16 protein-coding genes and 4 tRNA genes are annotated in these 22,413 nt (G+C 60.5%); 14 read left to right on the forward strand and 6 right to left on the reverse strand.

What is annotated here, in order from left to right:
- Nucleotides 1–198 precede the first annotated feature (198 nt).
- The gene (locus tag ACQ4W0_RS25205) at nucleotides 199–2,070 is read right to left on the reverse strand and encodes a phosphoenolpyruvate carboxykinase (GTP) (protein ID WP_436579249.1); all 1,872 of its coding nucleotides are present in this window, start codon (nucleotides 2,068–2,070) and stop codon (nucleotides 199–201) included.
- A gap of 328 nt (nucleotides 2,071–2,398) precedes the next feature.
- Between ACQ4W0_RS25205 and ACQ4W0_RS25210 the strand changes: the two genes are divergently transcribed.
- A complete protein-coding gene (locus ACQ4W0_RS25210; RefSeq protein ID WP_436579250.1) occupies nucleotides 2,399–3,412 on the forward strand; it encodes a D-2-hydroxyacid dehydrogenase family protein in 1,014 nt (337 codons plus the stop codon).
- Here the strand turns inward: ACQ4W0_RS25210 and ACQ4W0_RS25215 are convergent.
- Nucleotides 3,400–4,173 (reverse strand): L-asparaginase, encoded by a 774-nt coding sequence (locus ACQ4W0_RS25215; RefSeq protein WP_436579251.1) that lies wholly within the window; start codon nucleotides 4,171–4,173, stop codon nucleotides 3,400–3,402. The two genes, ACQ4W0_RS25210 and ACQ4W0_RS25215, sit on opposite strands and share 13 nt — an antisense overlap.
- Nucleotides 4,174–4,351: 178 nt before the next feature.
- Here ACQ4W0_RS25215 and ACQ4W0_RS25220 point away from each other — a divergent pair, with 178 nt between their 5' ends.
- Nucleotides 4,352–4,837, forward strand: a complete 486-nt coding sequence (locus ACQ4W0_RS25220) for an asparaginase domain-containing protein (protein WP_034781194.1) — start codon at nucleotides 4,352–4,354, stop codon at nucleotides 4,835–4,837.
- 521 nt (nucleotides 4,838–5,358) lie between these two features.
- Nucleotides 5,359–8,097 (forward strand): TonB-dependent receptor, encoded by a 2,739-nt coding sequence (locus tag ACQ4W0_RS25225; protein WP_436579252.1) that lies wholly within the window; start codon nucleotides 5,359–5,361, stop codon nucleotides 8,095–8,097.
- 135 nt (nucleotides 8,098–8,232) lie between these two features.
- On the opposite strand, the gene ACQ4W0_RS25230 is transcribed toward ACQ4W0_RS25225, so the two are convergent.
- Both ACQ4W0_RS25230 and dinB read right to left on the reverse strand, forming a co-directional pair.
- On the reverse strand, nucleotides 8,233–9,129 hold the full coding sequence (locus tag ACQ4W0_RS25230) for a recombination-associated protein RdgC (protein WP_034754435.1): 897 nt from the start codon (nucleotides 9,127–9,129) through the stop codon (nucleotides 8,233–8,235).
- A 116-nt stretch (nucleotides 9,130–9,245) separates the two neighbouring features.
- Nucleotides 9,246–10,400 carry a DNA polymerase IV gene (gene dinB / locus ACQ4W0_RS25235; protein WP_436579338.1) on the reverse strand — a complete coding sequence of 385 codons (1,155 nt, stop codon included), beginning with the start codon at nucleotides 10,398–10,400 and terminating at the stop codon, nucleotides 9,246–9,248.
- Nucleotides 10,401–10,573: 173 nt separating this feature from the next.
- Between dinB and ACQ4W0_RS25240 the strand changes: the two genes are divergently transcribed.
- From ACQ4W0_RS25240 to ACQ4W0_RS25290, 11 genes are all read left to right on the forward strand, one after another.
- Nucleotides 10,574–12,733: a S9 family peptidase gene (locus tag ACQ4W0_RS25240; protein ID WP_436579253.1), complete on the forward strand. Its 2,160-nt coding sequence runs from the start codon at nucleotides 10,574–10,576 to the stop codon at nucleotides 12,731–12,733.
- A gap of 99 nt (nucleotides 12,734–12,832) precedes the next feature.
- Nucleotides 12,833–12,908 (forward strand) — tRNA-Val (locus ACQ4W0_RS25245).
- Between the two features lie 54 nt (nucleotides 12,909–12,962).
- Nucleotides 12,963–13,039 (forward strand) — tRNA-Asp (locus ACQ4W0_RS25250).
- 218 nt (nucleotides 13,040–13,257) lie between these two features.
- Nucleotides 13,258–13,333, forward strand: a tRNA-Val gene (locus ACQ4W0_RS25255).
- A 57-nt stretch (nucleotides 13,334–13,390) separates the two neighbouring features.
- Nucleotides 13,391–13,467, forward strand: a tRNA-Asp gene (locus ACQ4W0_RS25260).
- A gap of 106 nt (nucleotides 13,468–13,573) precedes the next feature.
- A complete protein-coding gene (locus tag ACQ4W0_RS25265) occupies nucleotides 13,574–14,677 on the forward strand; it encodes a hypothetical protein (RefSeq protein ID WP_436579254.1) in 1,104 nt (367 codons plus the stop codon).
- Entirely contained in the window at nucleotides 14,668–15,294 is a 627-nt protein-coding gene (locus tag ACQ4W0_RS25270; protein ID WP_436579255.1) for an ABC transporter ATP-binding protein, read from the forward strand. Before ACQ4W0_RS25265 ends, ACQ4W0_RS25270 begins: the two co-directional genes overlap by 10 nt.
- A 131-nt stretch (nucleotides 15,295–15,425) precedes the next feature.
- Nucleotides 15,426–15,776, forward strand: coding sequence for a CzcE family metal-binding protein (locus tag ACQ4W0_RS25275; RefSeq protein ID WP_436579256.1), 351 nt, complete (start codon nucleotides 15,426–15,428; stop codon nucleotides 15,774–15,776).
- A 139-nt stretch (nucleotides 15,777–15,915) separates the two neighbouring features.
- The gene (locus ACQ4W0_RS25280) at nucleotides 15,916–16,416 is read left to right on the forward strand and encodes a sigma-70 family RNA polymerase sigma factor (protein ID WP_436579257.1); all 501 of its coding nucleotides are present in this window, start codon (nucleotides 15,916–15,918) and stop codon (nucleotides 16,414–16,416) included.
- Nucleotides 16,413–17,438 (forward strand): FecR family protein, encoded by a 1,026-nt coding sequence (locus tag ACQ4W0_RS25285; protein WP_436579258.1) that lies wholly within the window; start codon nucleotides 16,413–16,415, stop codon nucleotides 17,436–17,438. The genes ACQ4W0_RS25280 and ACQ4W0_RS25285 overlap by 4 nt, the downstream gene beginning before the upstream one ends.
- A gap of 93 nt (nucleotides 17,439–17,531) precedes the next feature.
- Entirely contained in the window at nucleotides 17,532–19,997 is a 2,466-nt protein-coding gene (locus ACQ4W0_RS25290) for a TonB-dependent siderophore receptor (RefSeq protein WP_436579259.1), read from the forward strand.
- An 80-nt stretch (nucleotides 19,998–20,077) separates the two neighbouring features.
- On the opposite strand, the gene ahpF is transcribed toward ACQ4W0_RS25290, so the two are convergent.
- On the reverse strand, nucleotides 20,078–21,673 hold the full coding sequence (ahpF, locus tag ACQ4W0_RS25295; protein WP_436579260.1) for an alkyl hydroperoxide reductase subunit F: 1,596 nt from the start codon (nucleotides 21,671–21,673) through the stop codon (nucleotides 20,078–20,080).
- Nucleotides 21,674–21,781: 108 nt separating this feature from the next.
- Nucleotides 21,782–22,345, reverse strand: coding sequence for an alkyl hydroperoxide reductase subunit C (gene ahpC / locus ACQ4W0_RS25300; protein WP_034780873.1), 564 nt, complete (start codon nucleotides 22,343–22,345; stop codon nucleotides 21,782–21,784).
- Between the last annotated feature and the right edge of the window lie 68 nt (nucleotides 22,346–22,413).

Below are 22,413 nucleotides of genomic sequence, written 5' to 3' on the forward strand. Positions count from 1 at the left end.
GCCCAATAAAAAACGGCGCGGATTGCTCATGCAATCCACGCCGTTTCTCTTTTTGATAGCACCCCAGTCATTGCCGGCGTGTCATTTATTGCACGTCAGTCTTCGCCGACGTGTTTCTCCCCCACTACAACTCTCAACACCTGACAAGCTACTGCGCGGCGCGCTACGCTTGTCAGGTGCCGCTTTACGTTAACTTACTTATGCAACCAGCCGCTTTTCCAGCGCAGCCTTGTTATCTGCCAATTCTTGCGGCAGATGATACGCGAGTTTTTCAAACAACTCCGTATGCAATTTCAATTCTTCCACCCATGCCGCCTTGTCGATCGACGTGATGGTGTCGAACTGTTCTTGCGTGAATGGCAAGCCATCCCAGTTTAGGTCGCCATACTGCGGCGTCGTACCGAACAGGTTTTCCACGCCGCCCGCCTTGCCTTCGATGCGTTCCAGCATCCATTTCAGCACACGCATATTGTCGCCAAAGCCAGGCCAGACGAACTTGCCCGCCTCGTCCGTACGGAACCAGTTGACGCAGTAAATCTTCGGCAGGGCGGCGGGGTTGACTTTACCCACTTTGACGCCCATGTCCAGCCAGTGCTGGAAGTAATCGCTCATGTTATAGCCGATAAACGGCAACATGGCAAATGGATCGCGGCGCACGACGCCCATCTGGCCCACGGCGGCGGCCGTCGTTTCCGAGCCCATGGTGGCGGCCATGTAAACGCCTTCGACCCAGTTGCGCGCTTCCGTTACCAGCGGCACGGTGGTCGAGCGGCGGCCACCGAAGATGAAGGCCGAGATCGGCACGCCGGCCGGATCGTCCCAGGCAGCGTCAATCACGGGGTTTTGCGTAGCAGCAACCGTGAAGCGCGCGTTCGGGTGCGCCGCCTTGGTGCCGGACGCCGGCGTCCAGTCCTTGCCCTGCCAGTCGATCAGGTGGCTTGGTGCTTCTTTCGTCAAGCCTTCCCACCAGACGTCGCCATCGTCCGTCAGCGCCACGTTGGTGAAAATCGTGTTGTCGCGCATGGAGGCCATGCAGTTGTAGTTGGTTTTCTCGTTGGTGCCCGGCGCCACGCCAAAATAACCGGCTTCCGGATTGATGGCATACAAACGGCCATCGGCACCCGGCTTGATCCAGGCGATATCGTCGCCGATGGTAGTCACTTTCCAGCCGTTAAAACTTGCCGGCGGGATCAGCATGGCGAAGTTGGTCTTGCCGCAAGCCGAGGGAAACGCTGCCGCCACGTAATGCTTCTTGCCTTCCGGCGATTCCACACCGAGGATCAGCATGTGTTCGGCCAGCCAGCCCGGGTTGTTGTCGGACGCTTGCGCTTCCTGGTAGCCCATGTTCGAGGCGATGCGCAGGGCGAAACATTTCTTGCCCAGCAAGGCATTGCCGCCGTAACCCGAACCGAAAGACCAGATTTCGCGCGTTTCCGGGAAATGCACGATGTACTTGGTGCTGTTGCAAGGCCATTTCACGTCTTGCTGACCGGCGGCCAGCGGTGCGCCCACGCTGTGCACGCACGGCACGAAGGCGCCGTCGGTACCCAGCACGTCGTACACGGCACGGCCCATGCGGGTCATGATCTTCATGTTGACGGCGACATACGGCGAATCGGACAGTTCCACGCCGATGTGCGCGATCGGCGAGCCCAGCGGGCCCATCGAGAATGGCACGACGTACATGGTACGACCGCGCATGCAGCCATCAAACAGGCCGTTCAGGGTGTGGCGCATTTCGCCCGGGTCGGTCCAGTTGTTCGTCGGGCCAGCCGCTTCTTTCGTTGCCGAGCAGATATACGTACGATCTTCGACGCGGGCCACGTCGCTCGGGTCGGAGCAGGCCAGGTAGGAATTCGGGCGCTTTTGCGCGTTGAGTTTTTTCATGGTGCCGCTGGCAACCATTTCGGCACACAGGCGCTCGTACTCTTCTTGCGAACCATCGCACCAGTAGATGCGGTCTGGCTTGGTCAGCGCGGCAATGTCGGCCACCCAGTTGATCAGTTTCTGTTGTTTAATATAAGCTGGGACGTTGAGTGCGGCGACGCCACCCATGACGGGCTGATTCATATTACCTCCAATACCAATAAAAGAAATTCTGGTCGTTCCGGCAAGACAGGCAGCATCGTTGAGAAGTGGCTGCGGCTCACTGCGGGCGGCGTGCGCACGCGGGCAGGGCTCTGGTGTCGTTTACCTGGATCATGCACCCAAGTAGCGGGAACAGTTTGCGCTATAACTATAATCAGGAAGCTTCAAAAGTGCCGGCGATTGTACACCCGAGTAACGGCTATTCTCGCAAAAATGTAGGAGAATAGCTTGACTAATGTAGTAGGCTATTCAGCATTCCCCGTATCCTGTTATTTCCCTACCAAATCCTTACTAAAATCGGCCATCTACCATGAAAATTGCCATACTCGATGATTACCAGGATGCCGTGCGCGGCCTCGATTGTTTCCCATTGCTCGATGGCCACGAGGTCAAAGTGTTCAGCAACACGGCGCGGGGCCTGGGCCAGCTGGCGATCCGCCTGGCGCCATTCGACGCGCTGGTACTGATCCGCGAACGCAGCAGTTTCAACCGCGCCTTGCTGTCGAAACTGCCGAATCTGAAACTGATTTCGCAAACGGGCAAGGTCAGCGGACACATCGACGTGGCGGCCGCCACCGAGCTGGGTATCGCCATCGCCGAAGGCATCGGTTCACCCACGGCGCCGGCCGAACTGACGTGGGCGCTGATCATGGCGGCGCAGCGCAAGATCGTGCCGTATGCGCAACATTTGCAGGAAGGGCTATGGCAGACGTCGTCGCTGGAAGCGGCGCGCAATACGCTGGGGACGGTGCTCAAGGGGCGTACCCTGGCAATCTGGGGCTACGGCAAGATAGGCCAGCTGGTCGCCGGCTATGGCCGCGCCTTCGGCATGAGCATCCTCGTGTGGGGCAGCGAAGCGAGCCGCGCGGCGGCCGTGGCGGCCGGCGATACGGCGGCAGAGTCGCGCGAGGCCTTCTTTGAGCAAGCCGACGTATTGACCCTGCACCTGCGCCTGTCCGACAAGACGCGCGGTCTGGTAAGCAACGAAGACCTGGCACGCATGAAACCGAGCAGCCTGTTCGTCAACACCAGCCGCGCCGAACTGGTGGCCGATGGCGCGCTGGAAGCGGCGCTGCCGCAGGGGCGCCCGGGCGCCGCCGCGCTGGACGTGTTTACGGACGAACCGCTGCCGCCAGGCGCGCCATTGCTGCTGCTGCCGAACGTGCTGGCCACGCCACACCTGGGCTACGTCGAGCGTGACAGCTATGAACTGTATTTCCGCTACGCCTTGCAAAACATCGTGGAATTTACGCAGGGTCAATGCACGCGCCTGCTCAATCCCGAGGTGCTGGCACATGCGCGGCAAACGTATCAGGAGCGCTGATAGCCCTTGATGAGGTCCGGCTCTCCCGTGATGCGAATGGCGGGCGCCGGCAGCACGTGCCGGCCGCGCCACAGGCCGGCCCAGCCGGGCGGCCAGGCAATGTCCGGCCCCTCGTACGGCGCCACGCCGGCGCGCACGGCGACCACCGGCACGGGCGGCATGTCGGCCAAGGGCTCGCCTGCGGTACGCTGCATGTCCAGGCTATACATATAATCGGGCAACAAGGCGTCGCAGACGCGGCCAAACCACTCGGTGTGGTCGTCGTCGCGCCCCAGCGCCTGCGCCAGCCCCTGCGGATCGAAACGGGCCAAGGCATCGATCAGCTCTCCAGTCGTGGCGCCGGGCGTATCGCCCCAGCCCATCACGGGATTGACGTTGTAATCGGCGCCCGAGCCATACCAGCCTTCGCGCCACGGCCGCTGCATCCAGTCTCGCGGCCCCGTAAACAAATGCCAGCGCCAGTGCAGGCCCGACGGTTTCGGCCAGGAATACAGATACAGTTTTTGATAACCGGCCTGGTGCAGCTCGCGCACCATGGCCATCAGGCGCGCGTGCGGCATGCGGTCCGGCGGCGCGCGGCGAAACAGGATCGCTTCGCCATCGGCAAACTGCACGTCGTCGGTCGACAGGTTCAAGTCCAGGGTCCGCGCTTCGCTGCCGAAACGGGCGGCGATCCAGCCCGTCAGCAGATTGACGGACGTGATCACCCCGTAGCCACGGTGGCGGTGAAAAATGACGGTGCCGGGAGCGAGGGCTTTCATACGGAGTCGGGACGGTAGGCAAACAAAGAAACCAGTGTACTCACAGATGGCCAGATTTTCCAGATGCGGCGCAAACGCAGGCGGCAAGCACGCTGCCCCATCTGCAGCACCCATTCACGCAACGCTGCCAATCCACGCTATCATGCGCGTCATTCTCCACTGACATCGTGACCACATCATGACTTTGCGCATACTCGCCACTGGCGGCACTTTCGACAAACACTACAACGAATTGAACGGTACCCTGGGCTTTTCCGACAGTCATTTGCCGGCAGCGATTGCCCGCGCGCGCATGACGGCACCCGTGGCCCTGGAGCAACTGCCACTGCTGGACTCGCTCGACATGCAGGATGCGGACCGCCAGCGCGTGCTGGCCTCGTGCCGCGCGGCACAGGAAAAAGCCATCGTCATCATCCACGGCACCGACACCATGCGCGAAACAGCGCAAGTGCTGGGCGCGGCGAACCTGCAGCAAACTGTCATCCTGACAGGCGCCATGATTCCCTATGAAATCGACAATTCCGATGCCCTGTTCAACCTGGGCTTTGCCTGTGGCGTGGCGCAAACCTTGCCAGCCGGCGTGTACGTGGCCATGAATGGCCAGATCTTTGCCTGGGACAATGTGCAAAAGAACCGTGCCGCCGGTGTATTCCAGCCCTTGTAAGCCGATGGCAGGCAAGATGCAAAAAGCAGATTGGAAAACGGTCTGACTGCCACTTTGTCACAATTCGACAAGCCCGTTTTCAACGGGCTTTTTTTACGTTTTTTCGCCGTTCATAAATTCATCAATACAACAGTATTCATCGAATTATTATAGGTAAAACATCAAATTGCCAATACAATAATTTTATGTTGTAAAAAAACACCATTGATCATTTTTAAAAACGACGATATTAATAAATATAAGACTGTAATTTAACATTTAAATTAAATATTCTTCTGTATCCATAATTTATTGCCAAATCCGACACGGTTGAGGTGCTTTTTTTCTTGCTGAGACGACATAATGTTTGCCTCGACAAGTAAGAAGTGCATTTATAACAATATTGCGCTAAGTAGTCCTCCACTTCCCACCGACGTGGTTCCGCCTACCGTACACGAGCACCCTGGCCATCTATCCGATGGCTTGATACGTGCTCGTGTACCGCTTGTCGTTATTAAAACTACTACGGAGTAATTGTTACAATGGCATTTAAAGAAAAAATCGGCGTGCGCAGCGTACGCCTGGCCCTGACCGTACTGGCAGGTAGCGTCTTGTTCTCCGGCCAATCCATGGCGGACGAAGCAATTCAAAAAGTTGAAATTACCGGTTCGAGTATCAAGCGTATCGCCGTCGAAGGGGCACTGCCTGTACAGCGCCTGTCGCAAGAAGCGATCGCCCGTACTGGCGCCACCACCGTTGCTGATCTGGTACAAAGTCTGCCAGCGATGCAAGGTTTCACCATCGGTGCCGTTGCTGCCGGTTCCAACTCGGGTGGCCGCACCAGCGCGTCGATCCATGACATCGGCGAAAGCTACACCCTGGTTCTGCTGAACGGCCGTCGCATCGCGCCACAAGGCTCGGGTACCTCCGTCAACCTGAACGCCATTCCGATGAGCGCGGTTGAACGCGTCGAGATCCTGACCGACGGCGCTTCGGCCCTGTACGGCTCGGACGCCATTGCCGGCGTCATCAACTTCATCCTGAAGAAAAATGTCCAAGGCGGCACCCTGGAAGCCACCTATGGTGGCCCGGAAGATAAAGGCGGCAACGCCTGGAATACCAACGTCACCTACGGTTTTGGCGATCTGGACGAAGACCGCTTCAACGTGCTGGTATCGTACCGCCACGACGAGCAGTCGAAACTGAAGGCAACGGACCGCAAATTCGCCCGTTCGTCGTACATTCCTGTCAGCTACGGCGGCAAGAACTACATCTACGACCGCACCAGCTCCTCGACGGCACCGGCCAACGCCACGGTTGCGTTCAAGGACAAGAACACGCTGCCAATCACGTTCAGCCCATACCTGGCAGCAAACAAAGATGGTTGCGCGCCAAGCAACTACGTCATGGCAAACAATAACCAGGCTTGCGGCTTCGACGGCGGCTCGACGGTTGAAATCGTTCCAGAATCGAAACGCGACAGCCTGTTCACACGCGGCACCTACAAACTGACGGAAAACCTGAATGCGTTTGCCGAAGTTGCCCTGTCGCGCTACGACCTGACCGCGCGTATCGCCGCCAACCCGGTGCCGATCACGATCGCCAAAGATAGCGCCCTGTACAACACCTACGTCAAGCCTAGCCTGACGCCAGCGCAGCAAGCGGACGTCAAGACTGTTACCGCCAACTACCGCATGGTCGACTGGGGTACCCGCGCCAGTAACACCATCACCGACACCAAGCATTTCGTGGTCGGCGTAGAAGGCGAAGTGGGCGAGTGGAACGTGGAATCGGCCCTGACCTGGTCGCAAAACGCGATCGACGAGCGCTATGTTGGCGGTTACGCCAAGAACGCCGACTTCGTCGCGATGCAGAGCAATCCTCAGTTCAACCCGTTCCTGCCAGCCGGCAGCGCATCGCCAGAACTGCAAAAGCTGATCAACAGTTCCCAATTCAACGGTTCGATCCGTACGGCATCGACCACCATGCGCGGCATCGACGCACACGGTTCGCGTGAACTGTTCTCCTTGCCAGGCGGCAAGGCCAACATCGGTATCGGCGGCGACTATCGTGAATACAATTACGAGCAATCGCCAAGCGCCGGCGCCAGCACCAGCACGATCTACAACTTCAACACGTCGCCACGTTACGACCTGACCCGCGAGACCTATGGTGTATTTGCCGAATTGCTGGCACCTGTCACCAAAACGATCGAAGTGAGCCTGGCCGGCCGTTACGATACCGTGACGAAGATCGACAACGGTGTCGTGAACAAGTCCATCGGTAAAGACCAAAGCGCCAGCACCTATAAAGTAACGGCACGCTGGCAGCCAGTCCAGCAATTGCTGGTACGTGGTTCGTACGGCACGGGCTTCAAGGCACCAAGCATGCTGGACATCGGCCAGCCGCTGGTCAACAACGGCTTCACCGCAAAACCTTGGAACTGCCCGTTCCCAGGCGATGCCATGTGCCGTCCACCAGCAACCCAATACAACCAATTGGCTGGTGGTAACGAAAACCTGAAACCGGAAAAATCGAAACAGTACACCGTCGGTTTCCGTATCGAGCCAAGCTCGGCATTCTCGTTCGGCGCCGACCTGTGGGATGTGAAGATCACCGACGCGGTTTCGGCAGTGAGCGAATCGCAGGCCTTCAACAACCCAAGCCTGTACCGTGACCTGTTCGGCACCTACACCGAACCATCGACCGGCAATACCTACTATGCATTCAAGTCGCTGTCGCTGAACATCGGCCAAACGCATAACCGCGGTATCGACTGGGACATGACGGCACGCAAGCGCTTTGACTTCGGTAACTTCACGGCTAATCTGAGCGGCACCCACATGCTCAGGGCCGACTACACCGTGCCAGGCACCAAGGACCAGTGGACGAACAACATGAACTACTTCGGTATCACCGATGCAGTCACGTTCCGTAACCTGGCCAAGCTGAATCTGAGCCTGGAATCGGGCAAGCTGACCAACAGCGTCATCATCAGCTACCGTAACGGTTATACCGACGCTTCGGCCGAGGTCATGGACGTTGCGACCAAGCAACTGGAGAAGATTCGCCTGGCCGTGCCTTCGTACACCACCATCGACTGGCAAGGTCGTTATGTGTTCGACAGCAAGAAGTCGATCCGCGCTGGTATCAAGAACCTGTTTGACCGCGCACCACCATTGTCCCTGCGCACTTCGTCGGGCCACCAGGTTGGCTTCGACCCACGCTACGCCGATCCAATGATGCGTTCGTTCTACATCACGGGCCAAATCAAGTTCTAAGTTGATTCCGTCAATCTGAACTGAATGGCGAAGGGCCTTGCAACTGCAAGGCCCTTTTTTATGCCACGCCGGGCGCCATGCACAGGCGAAAAAAAAAGGAGCCGCAGCTCCTTTTCCGTACCTATATAACTACTTTTATGCAGTCGCTTCGCCGCCCAAGGCTTCGACCACGTCGGCCATCAGCTTGCTCAGCTCGCCCGTCATCAGCATCACGTCGCCGTCGAAACGTTCTTCGTCGTTCTTCGTGCTCGATTCCGTTTCCTTGATCACGTCCAGCGGCTTGACGCTCTTGATGGCCAGGGACTCCGTCAGCACGAACGAAATCTTGTCGTTCCACGTCATGGCCAGGCGCGTGCACTGCTTGCCGGCCGCGATGTGGCGGCGCACGTCGTCCGCTTCCAGGGTGTGGCGCACGTAGCGCACGGTGGCCTTGCTTTCGCCCGTGGCGCGCAATTCCGTGTCCATGTCGACCGTGAAGCCGGCTGGCGCATCGTCGGCCTGCAGCCATTCCGTCATCACCGCCACGGGCGAGCGCTGCACGCGCAGGCTTTCCAGCGGCAGTTTGTCGACGGCTTTCAGCAGCAGTTTGATGACTTCATCGGCTTTTGCCGGGCTGGCCGCATCGACCACCAGCCAGCCATTGACGGGGTCGATCCAGGTCCAGACGTTGCTGCGGATGCTGAAAGCGCGCGGCAGCAACTCGTCGGCCACGCGCTCCTTCAATTCTTTCATGGCTTTCTTGCCGGGCGCAAAGCCTTGCGCTTCTTCCATCTCGGCAGCGCGGGCCTTGGCCACCTGGTTGATGACGGTCGCTGGCAACAGTTTCTTTTCCGTGCCCAGCAAGATCAGCATTTGCTTATTGACAACATGGACCAGGCCACCGTTCGGACGTGGCGTATCCCAGCCCTGGCGCATCAGATCCATGCTGGTCGCCGGCGTAAATTTGTTCGAGGACAGCGCCTCTTCCAGTTGTTCTGGCGTGTAAGCCCATGGTGCGGGCAGGCGGTAAATCTGAAGATTCTTGAACCACATAGTTTTTGTCTTCCGTTTGTTTCAGTAGTGCCAGGGGAACGCCATTCTACACTTTCGACGTGAAAATGCCGTCAAAAGCGCGGTCCGGCGCGGTATGTATCTTGTAGGAAACGCCGCTAGAGGCTGGGAAACAGCTCCGCCTGGGCTGGCGCCTGCCGCGTCACCACGGCCGGATGGCACAAGGTCGAGATGCGCACGCCCAGCAGGCGGATTTTCTTTTCAAATGGCACGCGCCGCAGGCAATCGCGGCTGGCGCGCAGGATGGCGGCTGCGTCCGCCGTGGCGCTGGGCAGGGTGATATCGCGCGTGACGGTGCTGAAATCCTCGAAGCGCAGCTTGATGCCCACCGTGCGCCCCGCCAGCGACTGCTTGTCGAGGTCGCCCGCCACGCGCGTACACAGGCTTTCCAGCTTTTCCGACAGGGTGGCGCGGTCGCGCACCACCTGCAAGTCGCGCTCGAACGTCGTTTCGCGGCTGACGGACTTGGTTTCCCGGCTCGTCTGCACGGGCCGCTCATCGAGGCCCAGCGCCGCCTGGTGCAGCCAGCCCGTGTACAGATCGCCGAACTGCGTGCGCAGCATGGCCAGGTCGGCTTGCGCCAGTTCACCGATAGTGACGATGCCCAGGGCTTCCAGCTTGGCCGTGGCCTTCGGGCCGATGCCGTTGATCTTTTTTGCCGGCAAGGGCCACACGCGCGTTGCAATATCCTCGGGCGACAACATGGTGAGCCCGTCGGGCTTTTCCAGATCGGAACAGATTTTCGCCAGCAATTTATTCGGCGCCAGGCCGATCGAGCACGACAGGCCCGTCGCCTCGAACACGGCCGCCTTCAGGCGCGCGGCCATGGCCGGCGCCTGCTCGCCGTATTCCGTCAGGTCGACATAGATTTCATCGATGCCCACGTTCTGGATGATGGGGCACAGATGGGCCACGGCTTGCTTGAAGCGGGCCGAATACTCGCGGTAGGCCTCGAAATCGGCTGGCAGCAGGATGCTGTCGGGCGCCAGCTTGGCCGCCTTCATGATGCCCATGGCGGAAAACACGCCAAACTTACGCGCCGCATAGGTCGACGTGGTGACGACGCCGCGCCCCACGTAGTCGCGCATGCGCGCAAATTGCCGCGTGCCGTCATCCTGCAGCACGGGTTGCTGCAGCCGGCCGCCGCCGATGACGACGGCTTCGCTGCGCAGTTCCGGATATTTCAACAGTTCCACGGAGGCAAAGAAGGCATCCATGTCCAGGTGGGCAATCCAGCGGCGTGGTTCAGGCAATGTGGGGGCAGATGTGATCAAGGACACCTCGCGGCGGGATGCTGTTGAGTACTGTAATTATATACAGTATCGCTGCAAATGTCCGTGGATGCAAGTTGAAACGCACGAGCACCGCAGTTGCTTTTCTCAATAGCAAGATTACAATCCTGACACGACTATGAAAAGGAGTTGCCTTGTCTACAGCACATCATGCTTTACGCCACCTGGCTGTCTGCTCATCCATCCTGCTGTCCACGCTGGCGCCATCCGCGCTGGCCGCCGACGCCACCACCACCGTTGCCACGGCCACCGCGCCGGTCGCCGCCAAGACAGCCTGGCAGGAAACGCGCCACGGCAGCGTCGTCACGGACGACTACCGCTGGCTGCAAAAGAAAACTGATCCTGCCGTGATCGATTACCTGAATGCGGAAAACGCCTACACGGCCGCCGTCACGGCCCCGATCCAGCCGCTGGCCGACAAGGTGTACGCGGAAGTCAAGGGCCGCATGCAGGAAGTGGATCTGTCCGTGCCTGCGCGCCAAGGTAATTTTTACTATTACACGCGCACGGAAGCGGGCAAGCAATACCCGCTTCATTGCCGCCGTCCTGTCGGCGCCAGCGGTGCCTACGATGCGCAAGCGGTGGAAGAAATCCTACTGGACCAGAATCAATTGGCCGAAGGCCACAAATTCTTTGCCGTGCGCGCGTTTGCCATCAGCCCGAATGAACAATTGCTGGCCTACACCACCGACACGACGGGTTTCCGCCAGTACGAGTTGCATGTCAAGGATTTGAAGACGGGCAAGTTGCTGGGCGACAGTATGCCGCGCGTGACATCGCTGGCTTGGGCGGCGGATAACGCCACCCTGATGCTGGCCCAGGAAGACGCCACCACCAAGCGCTCGGACCGCTTGTTCCGCCTGGCCCTGGGCGGCGCGGCGCAGCAGGTCTACCACGAGCCGGTGGAACAGTTCGCCATCAATGTGGGCCGCACGCACGACAAGCGCTACTTCGTGCTGACCTCGGGCAGCACGGATACCAGCGAAGTGCTGCTGCTGCCAACGAACAAGCCGCAAGGCAGTTTCCAGAGCGTGCTGAAACGCGAAAAAGGCCACCGCTACGTCGTCGAGCACCGCGACGGCCAGCTGTATATTCTCACCAACAAGGAGGCGAAGAATTTCCGCGTCGTCAGCGCGCCGCTGTCTGCGCCACAGCCGAAACACTGGAAACCCGTCGTGCCGCACGACAAGGACGCCGTGATCCAGTCCATCGACGTGTTCCAGGGCCACCTGGTGGTGATGGAAAAGGCCCGCGCCCTGAACCGCGCGCGCATCTACGATTTCGCGCATAAAAACTGGAAGACGGTGCAGTTCGACGACCCCGTCTATCTGGCCACGGCGGCCGGCACGCCAGAATTTACCGCCACGCAATTTCGCATGTCCTACCAGTCGCCCGTCACGCCGCCCACGGTGATTGACGTCAGCATGGAGGATGGCAAGCGCACGGTGCTGAAACAGCAGGAAATCGTCGGCGGCTTTGATGGCAGCCGCTACACCACGCAGCGCCTGTGGGTGAAGGCGCGTGATGGCGTGCAAGTGCCACTGTGGGTCGTCTACAAGAAAGGCGTAAAGCTCGACGGTTCCGCACCGCTGCTGCTGTACTCGTACGGCTCGTACGGCATTTCCACGGAAGCCAGTTTTTCCATCAGCCGCATCAGCCTGCTGGAACGGGGCGTGATCTATGCGCAAGCGCATATCCGCGGCGGCACGGACATGGGCGAAGCCTGGCATGAAGACGGCATGCTGATGAAGAAGAAAAACACCTTCAATGACTTCATCGACAGCGCCGACTACCTGGTGCGCGAAAAATGGACCAGCCCGAATCGCCTGATCATCCAGGGCGGCAGCGCCGGTGGCCTCCTGATGGGCGCCGTCGTCAACATGCGCCCCGACCTGTTCCACGCCGTGCACGCGGCCGTACCGTTTGTCGACGTGATGAATACCATGATGGACGCCAGCCTGCCCCTGACGACGGGCGAATACCTGGAATGGGGCGACCCGAACCAGAAAGCGGCCTACGACTACATGCTCAGCTACTCGCCCTACGACAACATTGCGCGCAAGAATTATCCAGCCATGCTGGTGACGACAGGCCTCAACGACAGCCAGGTCATGTACTGGGAACCGGCCAAGTATGTGGCCAAGCTGCGCGCATATAAAACGGATGGCAATGCGCTGCTGCTGAAAACAAATATGGGCGCCGGCCATGGCGGCGCTTCTGGCCGCTATAACGCCATCGCCGAGAACGCGTTTAATATGGCGTGGATGCTGTCACAGTGGAATATCACGGAATAATGTGAAAAAAGCGCTTGCACAAGGATTTCCATCGTCCTATAATAGCGCCTCTTCCAGACGTGGTGACAAACGTCGGGATGGTTTTCTGAGACAAGCAACGGGTGCTTAGCTCAGTTGGTAGAGCGGCGCCCTTACAAGGCGTAGGTCGGGAGTTCGAGCCTCTCAGCACCCACCAAATCAGAAAACTGTCCAGTGCTTCATGGATCAGCAATACAGATCATACGAGCTTGGAGTGGTAGTTCAGTTGGTTAGAATACCGGCCTGTCACGTCGGGGGTCGCGGGTTCGAGTCCCGTCCGCTCCGCCAATAAAAGAAAAGCCCTTTGGTTCCCAGAACCGAAGGGCTTTTCCCATTTCCGAACCAGAAAACACGTCAACACTCCCTTGCTTGAATATTTTTGCGCTTTTCAGCAAAAAAAACTGCTTTTAGCCCTCAAGAATAGTTGCACAAGCGGGAAAGCGCCCCCTATAATAGTGCCTCTTCCAGACGTGGTGACAAACGTCGGGATAGTTTTCTGGGTATGCGGGTGCTTAGCTCAGTTGGTAGAGCGGCGCCCTTACAAGGCGTAGGTCGGGAGTTCGAGCCTCTCAGCACCCACCACCAATGCAGAAAATTATCCAGTGCTTCATGGATCAGCAACACAGATCATACGAGCTTGGAGTGGTAGTTCAGTTGGTTAGAATACCGGCCTGTCACGTCGGGGGTCGCGGGTTCGAGTCCCGTCCGCTCCGCCAATAAAAGAAAAGCCCTTTGGTTCCCAGAACCGAAGGGCTTTTCCCATTTCCAGCCCGAAAAATGCACTAGAATCAGCGCTCCGCCTGACTCTGCCGCTCTTGCCTGATGCGCCTGCCCCACAGTCTTTCCCCCTACCTCGTCCTGCGCTTGCGCCTGGCCCATCATGCTTTGCTGCAATTTTTCGCCAGCCTGACGAGTTCCATGGAGATCTTCTTTTTCCTGGCCGGCCCCGTCTTGCTGGGCTTACTCAGCGTCATCGCCCTGCCCGGCTTTCTCGCCGTGAGCCTGCCCTGGCCCGCCGCCCTGGGCCTCCTCAGCACGCAAGCCCTGCTGACCTGCCTGCCCGCCTGGCTGTTGCGCAAGCGCCTGCTGCCGGCCAGTACCGCCGCCTGGCTGCGCCAGCTGCCCTTGCCGCCGCGCCTGCGCTGGCAAGCCGACGTGGCCGTGGCCGGCCTGCTGATGCTGCCACTGGGCCTCGCCTATGCCGTCTCGGCCACCATCTGGCTGGTGCAGCCACCGACCTGGCTGCGTCCGATTGCCGCGCCCGGCATCGCCGCCACCCTCGCCGCATGGCTGCTGGCCTGGCTGCTGACGACGCTCATCGTGGCGCAGCGCCTGCGCGCCCCCCGCCCCGCACAAAGGACCCGCCCGCCCACAATGACGGCATACGTGCCGCAACGGCCCCGCTGGCGCACCGTGTTCCTGTGGCGCCAGCTGTTCTGGCTGCCGTTCTGGCGCAACGACAATGTGATTGGCATCCAGCAAAGCGTGCTGCTGGCCACGGCTGGCGCCAGCATGCTGGCCTGGCTGCAGCGCGCGCCCCTGCTGCCGGCACCGCTGCTGGGTTTGCTGGCCAGCGCCAGCCTGATCATTGTGACGGACCGGGGCGACAAGGCCGTGCGCGAACAGATCGGTTTGCTACGTCCATCGCTGAACGCCTGGCCCCTGGCCAGCACGGCCTTGACGCGCCTGGCCTGCGCAGCGAGCCTGCTGCCACCGTTTGCCGTGTTGCTGGCAGGCGCTGTCTTGCTGTACAACATCCACCCCGCCGTCTTGCAGCAGCGCGTCACCAGCGTGTATGCCGTCACCGCCAGCGCGGCCCTGCTGGCCATCGTCGGCCTGCCCCGCCTCACGGCGCGGGGACGCGTCGCCCTCGTCGTGCTGTCCATCCTTGCATTGAGCGCCATCGGAAGCGAATTATGGAATTGAATACCTATTCTCCCACCCTGCAGGTCGAGCACCTCGATTTTCACTTCCCCACGCACAGCGTCTTCCAGGGATTCAGCCAGCAATTCGGCCCCGGCGTCACCTGGCTGCGGGGCGCGAACGGGGCCGGCAAGACGACCTTGCTGAAATTGGCGGGCGGCGCCCTGCTGCCCGCGCGCGGCGCCATCCGCCTCGATGGCGTCGACAGCGGCTTCATGCCGCTGACCTACCGCGCTCAGGCATTCTATTGTGGCGGCGACGCGCCCGCTCTGCCCTGGCTGCAAGTACACGAATTTCTCGACCTGCACCTGGCCCTGTATCCGGGCAGCGACCAGTCCCTGCTGAACGACGAGCTGAAGGCGTTTGCCATGACGTCCACCTTGCAGCAAAGCATCACCGCCCTCTCGCTGGGTCAGCACAAAAAACTGCAACTGGCCCTGGCGCTGGCCTTGCCCGTGCGCCTGCTGCTGATCGATGAACCGTTCAATGGCCTCGACGCGGCTGCCATGGCGCATCTGCGCGCGCGCCTGTCCGACCCGTCCCGCCTGGCGCGCCAGTGCATCGTGCTGACCAGCCACCTGGCGCCGGACGTGCCGCTGGCGGCGACGGTGGAAATATAGACAGGAAATACAGCTTTGCAGATCGCACAAGAAACGCTTACGATGCCGTGGTGCAAAAACCGGCGATCCCGGTGCCACCACTACCATAAAACGGCGCGCTTATTCGCTGCGCCTGGCTTATTCTTGGAGAAATGATGTTGAACACCCACCGCAACGCCCTGGCCATCCTGTGCGCCGCCTTCACCACCTGTGCCACCTCGGCCCTCGCCGCCGGCCCCACGGGCACGCCCGCCGACTATGGCAGCAGCGCCCCCCACGCCGCCGCCCACCGCAGCATCGACTTGCAGCCAGAGACGCGGCACATCAACGTCACGCACGGCGAAACCGTCACCATCGCGCGCGCCGGCCAGCGTTTTACGTGGCACGTTCAAACCTTCAGCAACAAGACCGTCTTCGCGCTGAGCGACATCGCGCCCAAGGACATGCCCGTCGATGGCGTCCAGGTGTATGTCGCCGGCAACCCGCTGTACGCGGGCAGCTGAGCTTCAGCATAAACACCACAGCACAGGAACCTGCCATCGACAGCGGCATTGTGGCACTGTTACAATGAGAATCGTTATCATTTACGGTGTATTGCCAACGCCGTTCCATCGTCTCTGCCCTTCCTGCCGACTGTCTCCCGTGGTTGCACGCTATTACCGAGAACTGCTGAATTTTTGCCTGCGCAGCCTGAAGGACCGGGCGGCGGCCGCTGACGTGGTGCAGGAGAGCTATGCCCGCGTCCTCAGCATGCAGCGGGCGGGACAAGCCATCGCCGAACCGCGCGCCCTGCTGCACCAGACGGCGCGCCGCCTGCTAATCGATGGCCACCGCCGCGCCGCCGTGCGCGACCACGACGAACTCGACACCTTGCTGGAAACGCAGCAACCGGCTGCACCCGCGCATGCGCAACCGGAGGAAATCTATGCCTACGAAGAATATGCGACGGCCATCACCCACGCTATCGAAGCCTTGCCAGCGCGGTGCCGCGAAGCCTTCATCCTGAACCGTTTCGATGGCCTGTCGCACCAGCAAGTGGCGGACCAGATGGGCATTTCGCGCAACATGGTGGCGCAGCACATCATGCGTGGCGTGCTCACTTGCAGGGCGGTGGAAGAGCGCATGAAGGGGGCACAGCCATGAGTCCATCGGACAGCCACGACAGCGCCGCCTTCCTGGCGCAACAATCCTCCCTGGACGTGCAAGCCGCCGACTGGCTGGTGCGCCGCCAGGATGGCTTCAATGATCACGAAGAAGCGGCCTTCCAGCAGTGGCTGGCCGCCAGCGCGGCGCATGCGACTGCCTACGCGCAACTGGCCCGTGCGTGGGATGGCCTCGATGCACTGCCGGACGCCACCATCGCGCGCCTGCGTCCCGTACCCGCCAGCAAGGCGGCGCCATCGCCTCCCCGGCTTGCCTGGCTGATTCAACTGTGCCAGCCCATGCGCCTGGCTGGCGCCGCCGTCGCGTGCGCCGTGCTGGCGGGCGGATGGCAATACTGGCTGCATCAGCCCGTCTACAGCGCCAGCTTTGCCAGCGCGCGCGGCGAACAATTGACGGTGGAATTACCGGACGGTAGCACCTTGCGCCTGGACACGGCCACGCGCGCCGACGTCACCCTGTACCGCCAGCGCCGTGAAGTGCGCCTGCCGGAAGGCCAGGTCATGTTGACGGTCGCACCCGACACGGCCCGCCCGTTCGAGGTGCTGGCCGGTCCCGTGCGCGTCACCGTACTGGGCACACGCTTTAGCGTGCGCCACACGCATAGCGGCCTGTATGGCGATGGCGCCAATGTGCAAGTGGAACACGGCATCGTGCGCGTCGCGGGCAGCGGCACGCCGCTGGTACTGACGGCAGGCCAGGCCGTGCGCAGCGATGCGGCAGGCAAGCTGGAGGCGTTGACGAATGCCATGCCAGAAGACGCCCTGCTGTGGCGCGAAGGTCGCGCGCACTTCAACAACACGCCACTGCGCGAAGCCCTGGCCGAGTTCGAGCGCTATGGTCCGACAGGCTTGCGCCTGGCCGATGACGGCGTGGGCGAACTACGCCTGAACGGCAGTTTCAATCTGCGCGAAGTCGGTTCCTTCCGCCGCGCCCTGCCGCAAGTGCTGCCGCTGCGCCTGCGCGAAGAAGGCGGCAGCACCGTCGTCACGGCCGCACCGTAAATTTTTTTGCGATTGACCTCAACTGTTTGGCTTCTCGTGCGTCTTCATTGGTAATGATTCGTATTTATATTTACTTTTTGGAGAATAGCCTCGATGTCTTGCCCGCGTATTGTTTCCCCTTTCCACCTCACTCCCATTACCCTGGCCCTCGCCCTGGCCGCCATCGGCGCCACGCCATCCCTGCACGCCCAGGCCTTGGCCCCGGAAGCCGTCGTCACGCTAGCCGTACCGGCGCAGGCGCTGGGCACGGCCCTGAACACCGTGGCGCGCCAGGCGGGATTGCAATTGATGGTGCACCCGGACCTGGTGGCCGGCAAACAGGCACCCGCCGTGACGGGGCAACTGTCCGCGCGCCAGGCGCTCGAGCGCTTGCTGGCCGGCACGGGCCTGGTGGCGCAGATCCAGGGCAATGACGTGATCATCCGCGCGGGGAGCGCAGCCGCCGTGGAAAAGACCATGGCGCCCGTCACCGTCAGCGCGGCGCAGGAACGTGACGGCACAACTGAAGGCAGCGCTTCCTACACCACCGGATCGATGCAGACGGCCACGCGCTTGCCCCTGTCTATACGCGAAACACCGCAATCGGTCAGCGTCGTCACGCGCCAGCAGATGGACGAGCAAAACATCGTGCTGCAAGAAGACCTCGTCAAGCGCACCACGGGCCTGACCTTCGTGCAATACGGCCCCTCCGGCAGCGATACCAACGGCTTTTTTGCGCGCGGCGCCAGCGTGCAAAACATGCAGGTCGACGGCGTGGCGCGCCTGTTTACCGATTACGTTGGCATCTTCCAGACCAATGACATGGTGATCTATGACCGTGCGGAAGTGGTGCGCGGGGCCACCGGCCTGATGAACGGCATCGGCACGCCGGGCGCCACCATCAACCTGGTGCGCAAGCGCCCCACAGCCACGGCGCAAGCGAGCCTCAAGCTGACCGGCGGCACCTGGGATTACCGCCGCGGCGAAGCCGATATTGCTGGCCCCGTCAACGAGGCACGCACGGTGCGCGCGCGTCTGGTAGCGGCCGCGCAGGAAAACCAGTCGCAAGTCGATTATGAAAAGGAAAAGCGCAAAGTGCTCTACGGCATAGTCGAGGCGGATCTGGCGCCGAATACCCTGGCCACCCTCGGCTTTGCCTGGCAAGACTACCAAGCCGAGGGCGTGGGCCGCTCAGGCCGCCCCTTCTTCTACACAGACGGCACGCGCACGCACTGGCGCCGCTCCGATTCCTCGGGCGCGCGCTGGGCTTCCACCGACCGCGAAAACCGCAGTTACTTTGCCAGCCTGGAACACCAGTTCGGCAACGGCTGGCGCGCCAAGGCCACCCTCACGCGCGACAGCAGCGATTACACGGAAGTACCTGGCTGGACCGATGAATTTGGCATCGACAAAGTTACCGGCAAGGGCGTGGGCCTGTGGTCGGCCCTGTGGGCGGGCAAGCCCGTGCAAGATACTCTGGACGTCTACGCAAATGGCCCCGTTGACCTGTTCGGCCGCCGCCATGAGCTGGTGCTGGGCGCCACCAGTTCGCGCACGCGCAACGATACGCAGGGCCACGGCCGCTGGTCCTTCCCCGGCTGGAGCAACGTCATCGAGAATATTTTCACGTGGGATGGCAATACGCCCGTGAAACCGAACAATCCGCCCAACAGCGACATCCATTCCACCGAGCGCACCAACAGCGTCTACGCCACGGCACGCATCAAGGCCACGGATAGCGTGGCGCTGGTGCTCGGTTCGCGCGTCACCAGCTGGAAGCGTTCGCAGTCGGAAACGCCGTTCGACAGCAAGGTCACGGACCGCAGCAGCCGCCAGGAAACGGGCGAATTCACGCCTTACGCTGGCGTCGTCTACGACGTCAGCCGCGACTGGTCCGTGTATGGCAGCTACACGAATATCTTCCAGCCGCAAAACAATAGAGGTGCCGATGGCCGCTACCTCGATCCCCTGCTGGGCAACAGCTACGAAGCGGGCGTAAAAGGCGCGCTGCTGGACAAGCGCCTCAACGTCACGGCCGCCCTGTACAAGACCAAGCAAGACAATTTTGCCGTGTCGATCCCCGGCGCGTTTGCGCCAGACGGCTCGCAAGCCTACCGCGCCGCCGCGGGCACGACCAGCCGCGGCCTGGAACTGGAAGTGGCGGGCCAACTGGCGACCAACTGGCAAGGCATGGCCGGTTTTGCGCGCAACATGAGCGCCGACTCCGACGGCAAGCAACTCAATACGGAAGTGCCGCAAAGCACCTTCAAAGTCTTCACCAGCTATCGTTTGCCAGAGCTGGGTAGCGCCGGAGCGGGCGGCCTGAACGTTGGCGGCGGCGTGCGCTGGCAAAACCATACGCGCTCCGACATGTCCTACCTGGCCTTGCCGGGCGACCCCATCATCCGCCAGGGCAGCTATGTACTGGCCGATACCATGCTGCAATACGCGTTCAGCAAGACCATCAGCGTGTCCGTGAACCTGAATAACCTGTTTGACAAGCATTACCAAGTCAATTCGAATTCCTCGTACTACGGCGAAGGGCGCAACGTGCGCGTGGGGCTGGCGTTCAAAATGTAATCTTGCAGAACATAAACGCGGGACAAAAAAACCGGAAAGGCCTCGCGGCTGTTCCGGTTTTTTCTGTACAGCGTCTAGCGTTACGCCGTCAGCGCTTCTTTCGATGCGGCTTCTTCGACCACTTCCTCGTCGTCCGAGCGGATCAGGTGATCAAAGGCGGACAGGGCTGCCTTGGCACCTTCGCCGGTGGCGATGATGATCTGCTTGTACGGCACCGTGGTGACGTCGCCAGCGGCAAACACACCGGGGATCGAGGTCTGGCCGCGGGCGTCCACTTCGATTTCGCCGTGGCGCGACAACGCTACCGTGCCTTTCAGCCATTCCGTGTTCGGCACCAGGCCGATTTGCACGAAGACGCCTTCCAGCTCGACCTTTTTAGACTCCCCGCTGACCCGGTCCGTGTAGCTCAGGCCATTGACGATCTTGCCGTCGCCGTGGATCTCGGTGGTTTGCGCCGAGGTGATCACGGTCACGTTAGCAAGGCTGTGCAGCTTGCGTTGCAGCACCGCATCGGCGCGCAATTCCGCGCCGAACTCGATCAGGGTCACGTGTTTTACGAGGCCGGCCAGGTCGATTGCTGCTTCCACACCCGAATTACCGCCACCGATCACAGCCACGCGCTTGCCCTTGAACAAAGGACCATCGCAGTGGGGGCAGTAGGCGACACCGTGGTTGCGGTATTCCTTCTCGCCCGGCACGTTGATTTCGCGCCAGCGGGCACCGGTGGCCAGGATGACGGTCTTGGCTTTCAAGATGGCGCCATTCGCCGTTTCAATCTCGACCAATTTGCCCGGCGTCAACTTCGTGGCGCGCTGGGTGTTCATGATGTCGACTTCGTATTCCTTGACGTGCTGTTCCAGCGCCATGGCGAACTTCGGACCATCGGTTTCCTTGACGGAAATAAAATTCTCGATGGCAAGCGTATCGAGTACCTGGCCGCCGAAACGCTCGGCCAGCACGCCCGTCTTGATGCCTTTGCGGGCTGCGTAGATGGCCGCTGCCGCGCCGGCAGGGCCGCCGCCGACGATCAGCACGTCGAACACGTCTTTTTTCGACAACGCTGCCGCCTGGCGTGCGCCGGCGTTGGTATCGAGCTTGGCGAGGATTTCCTCGACATTCGTGCGTCCCTGGCCAAAGTGCTGGCCATTCAGGAACATCATCGGCACGGCCATGATCTGGCGCTCCTCCACTTCTTGCGGGAACACGCCGCCATCGATGGTGGTGACCTTGATGCGCGGGTTGATCACCGCCATCGCATTCAATGCCTGCACCACTTCCGGGCAGTTATGGCAGGAGAGCGAAATAAACGTTTCAAACGCGTAATCGCCGTCGAGGTTGCGGATCTGCTGGATCACGGCATCGTCGAACTTGATGGTGTGGCCGCCCACTTGCAGCAGCGCCAGCACCAGCGAGGTAAATTCATGGCCCATCGGCACACCGGCGAAACGCACGCCAATGTCGGAGCCTGCACGGTTGATGCTGAACGACGGGGTCCGTACGCCAGCGTCTATGCGCTCGACCAGCGTGATCTTGTCGCTCAACAGGACTATCTCCTGGAGCAATTCCTTCATCTCGCGGGCTTTTGCGCTGTCATCGAGAGAAGCGACCAACTCAAGCGGATACACTACTTTTTCCAGGTAGGATTTCAGTTGGGTTTTGAGGGTTGCGTCTAACATGATTTTTTTTCCTTTTCTACAAATATTTAGGCGAATGCCGGGCCGGACACCCGGTCCGGCATCGCGGTAACTACTTGTTTGCTGCTAGATGTTGCAAGGTTTCAAGACTTAGATCTTGCCAACCAGGTCCAGCGATGGGGTCAGGGTTGCTGCGCCTTCCGTCCATTTGGCTGGGCAAACTTCGCCTGGGTGAGCGGCAACGTATTGAGCTGCCTTAACTTTGCGCAACAGTTCCGATGCGTCACGGCCGATGCCGTTGTCATGCACTTCCAGCACTTTGATGAAGCCGTCCGGATTGATGACGAAAGTACCGCGCAGTGCCATGCCTTCTTCTTCGATCATGACTTCGAAATTGCGCGACAGGGTACCGGTCGGGTCGCCGATCAGTGCGTATTGCACTTTCTTGATCGCGTCCGAGGTATCGTGCCATGCTTTGTGCGCGAAATGCGAGTCGGTCGAGATGCCGTAGACATCGACGCCCAGCTTCTGGAATTCAGCGTGGTGATCGGCCAGGTCTTCCAGTTCGGTTGGGCAAACGAAGGTGAAGTCGGCTGGGTAGAACACGAATACCGACCACTTGCCTTTCAGCGACGCTTCCGTCAGGTCGACGAATTTGCCATTGTGGAATGCGGTTGCCTTGAATGGTTTAACTTGGGTATTGATGAGCGACATAGTCATTTCCTCTCGTGTGGTGAATCAGTAAGACCCTAGTGTAAGGGGTTTTAGTCCATATACAAAAT

Source organism: Janthinobacterium breve, assembly GCF_051380895.1.
Lineage (GTDB): Bacteria > Pseudomonadota > Gammaproteobacteria > Burkholderiales > Burkholderiaceae_D > Janthinobacterium.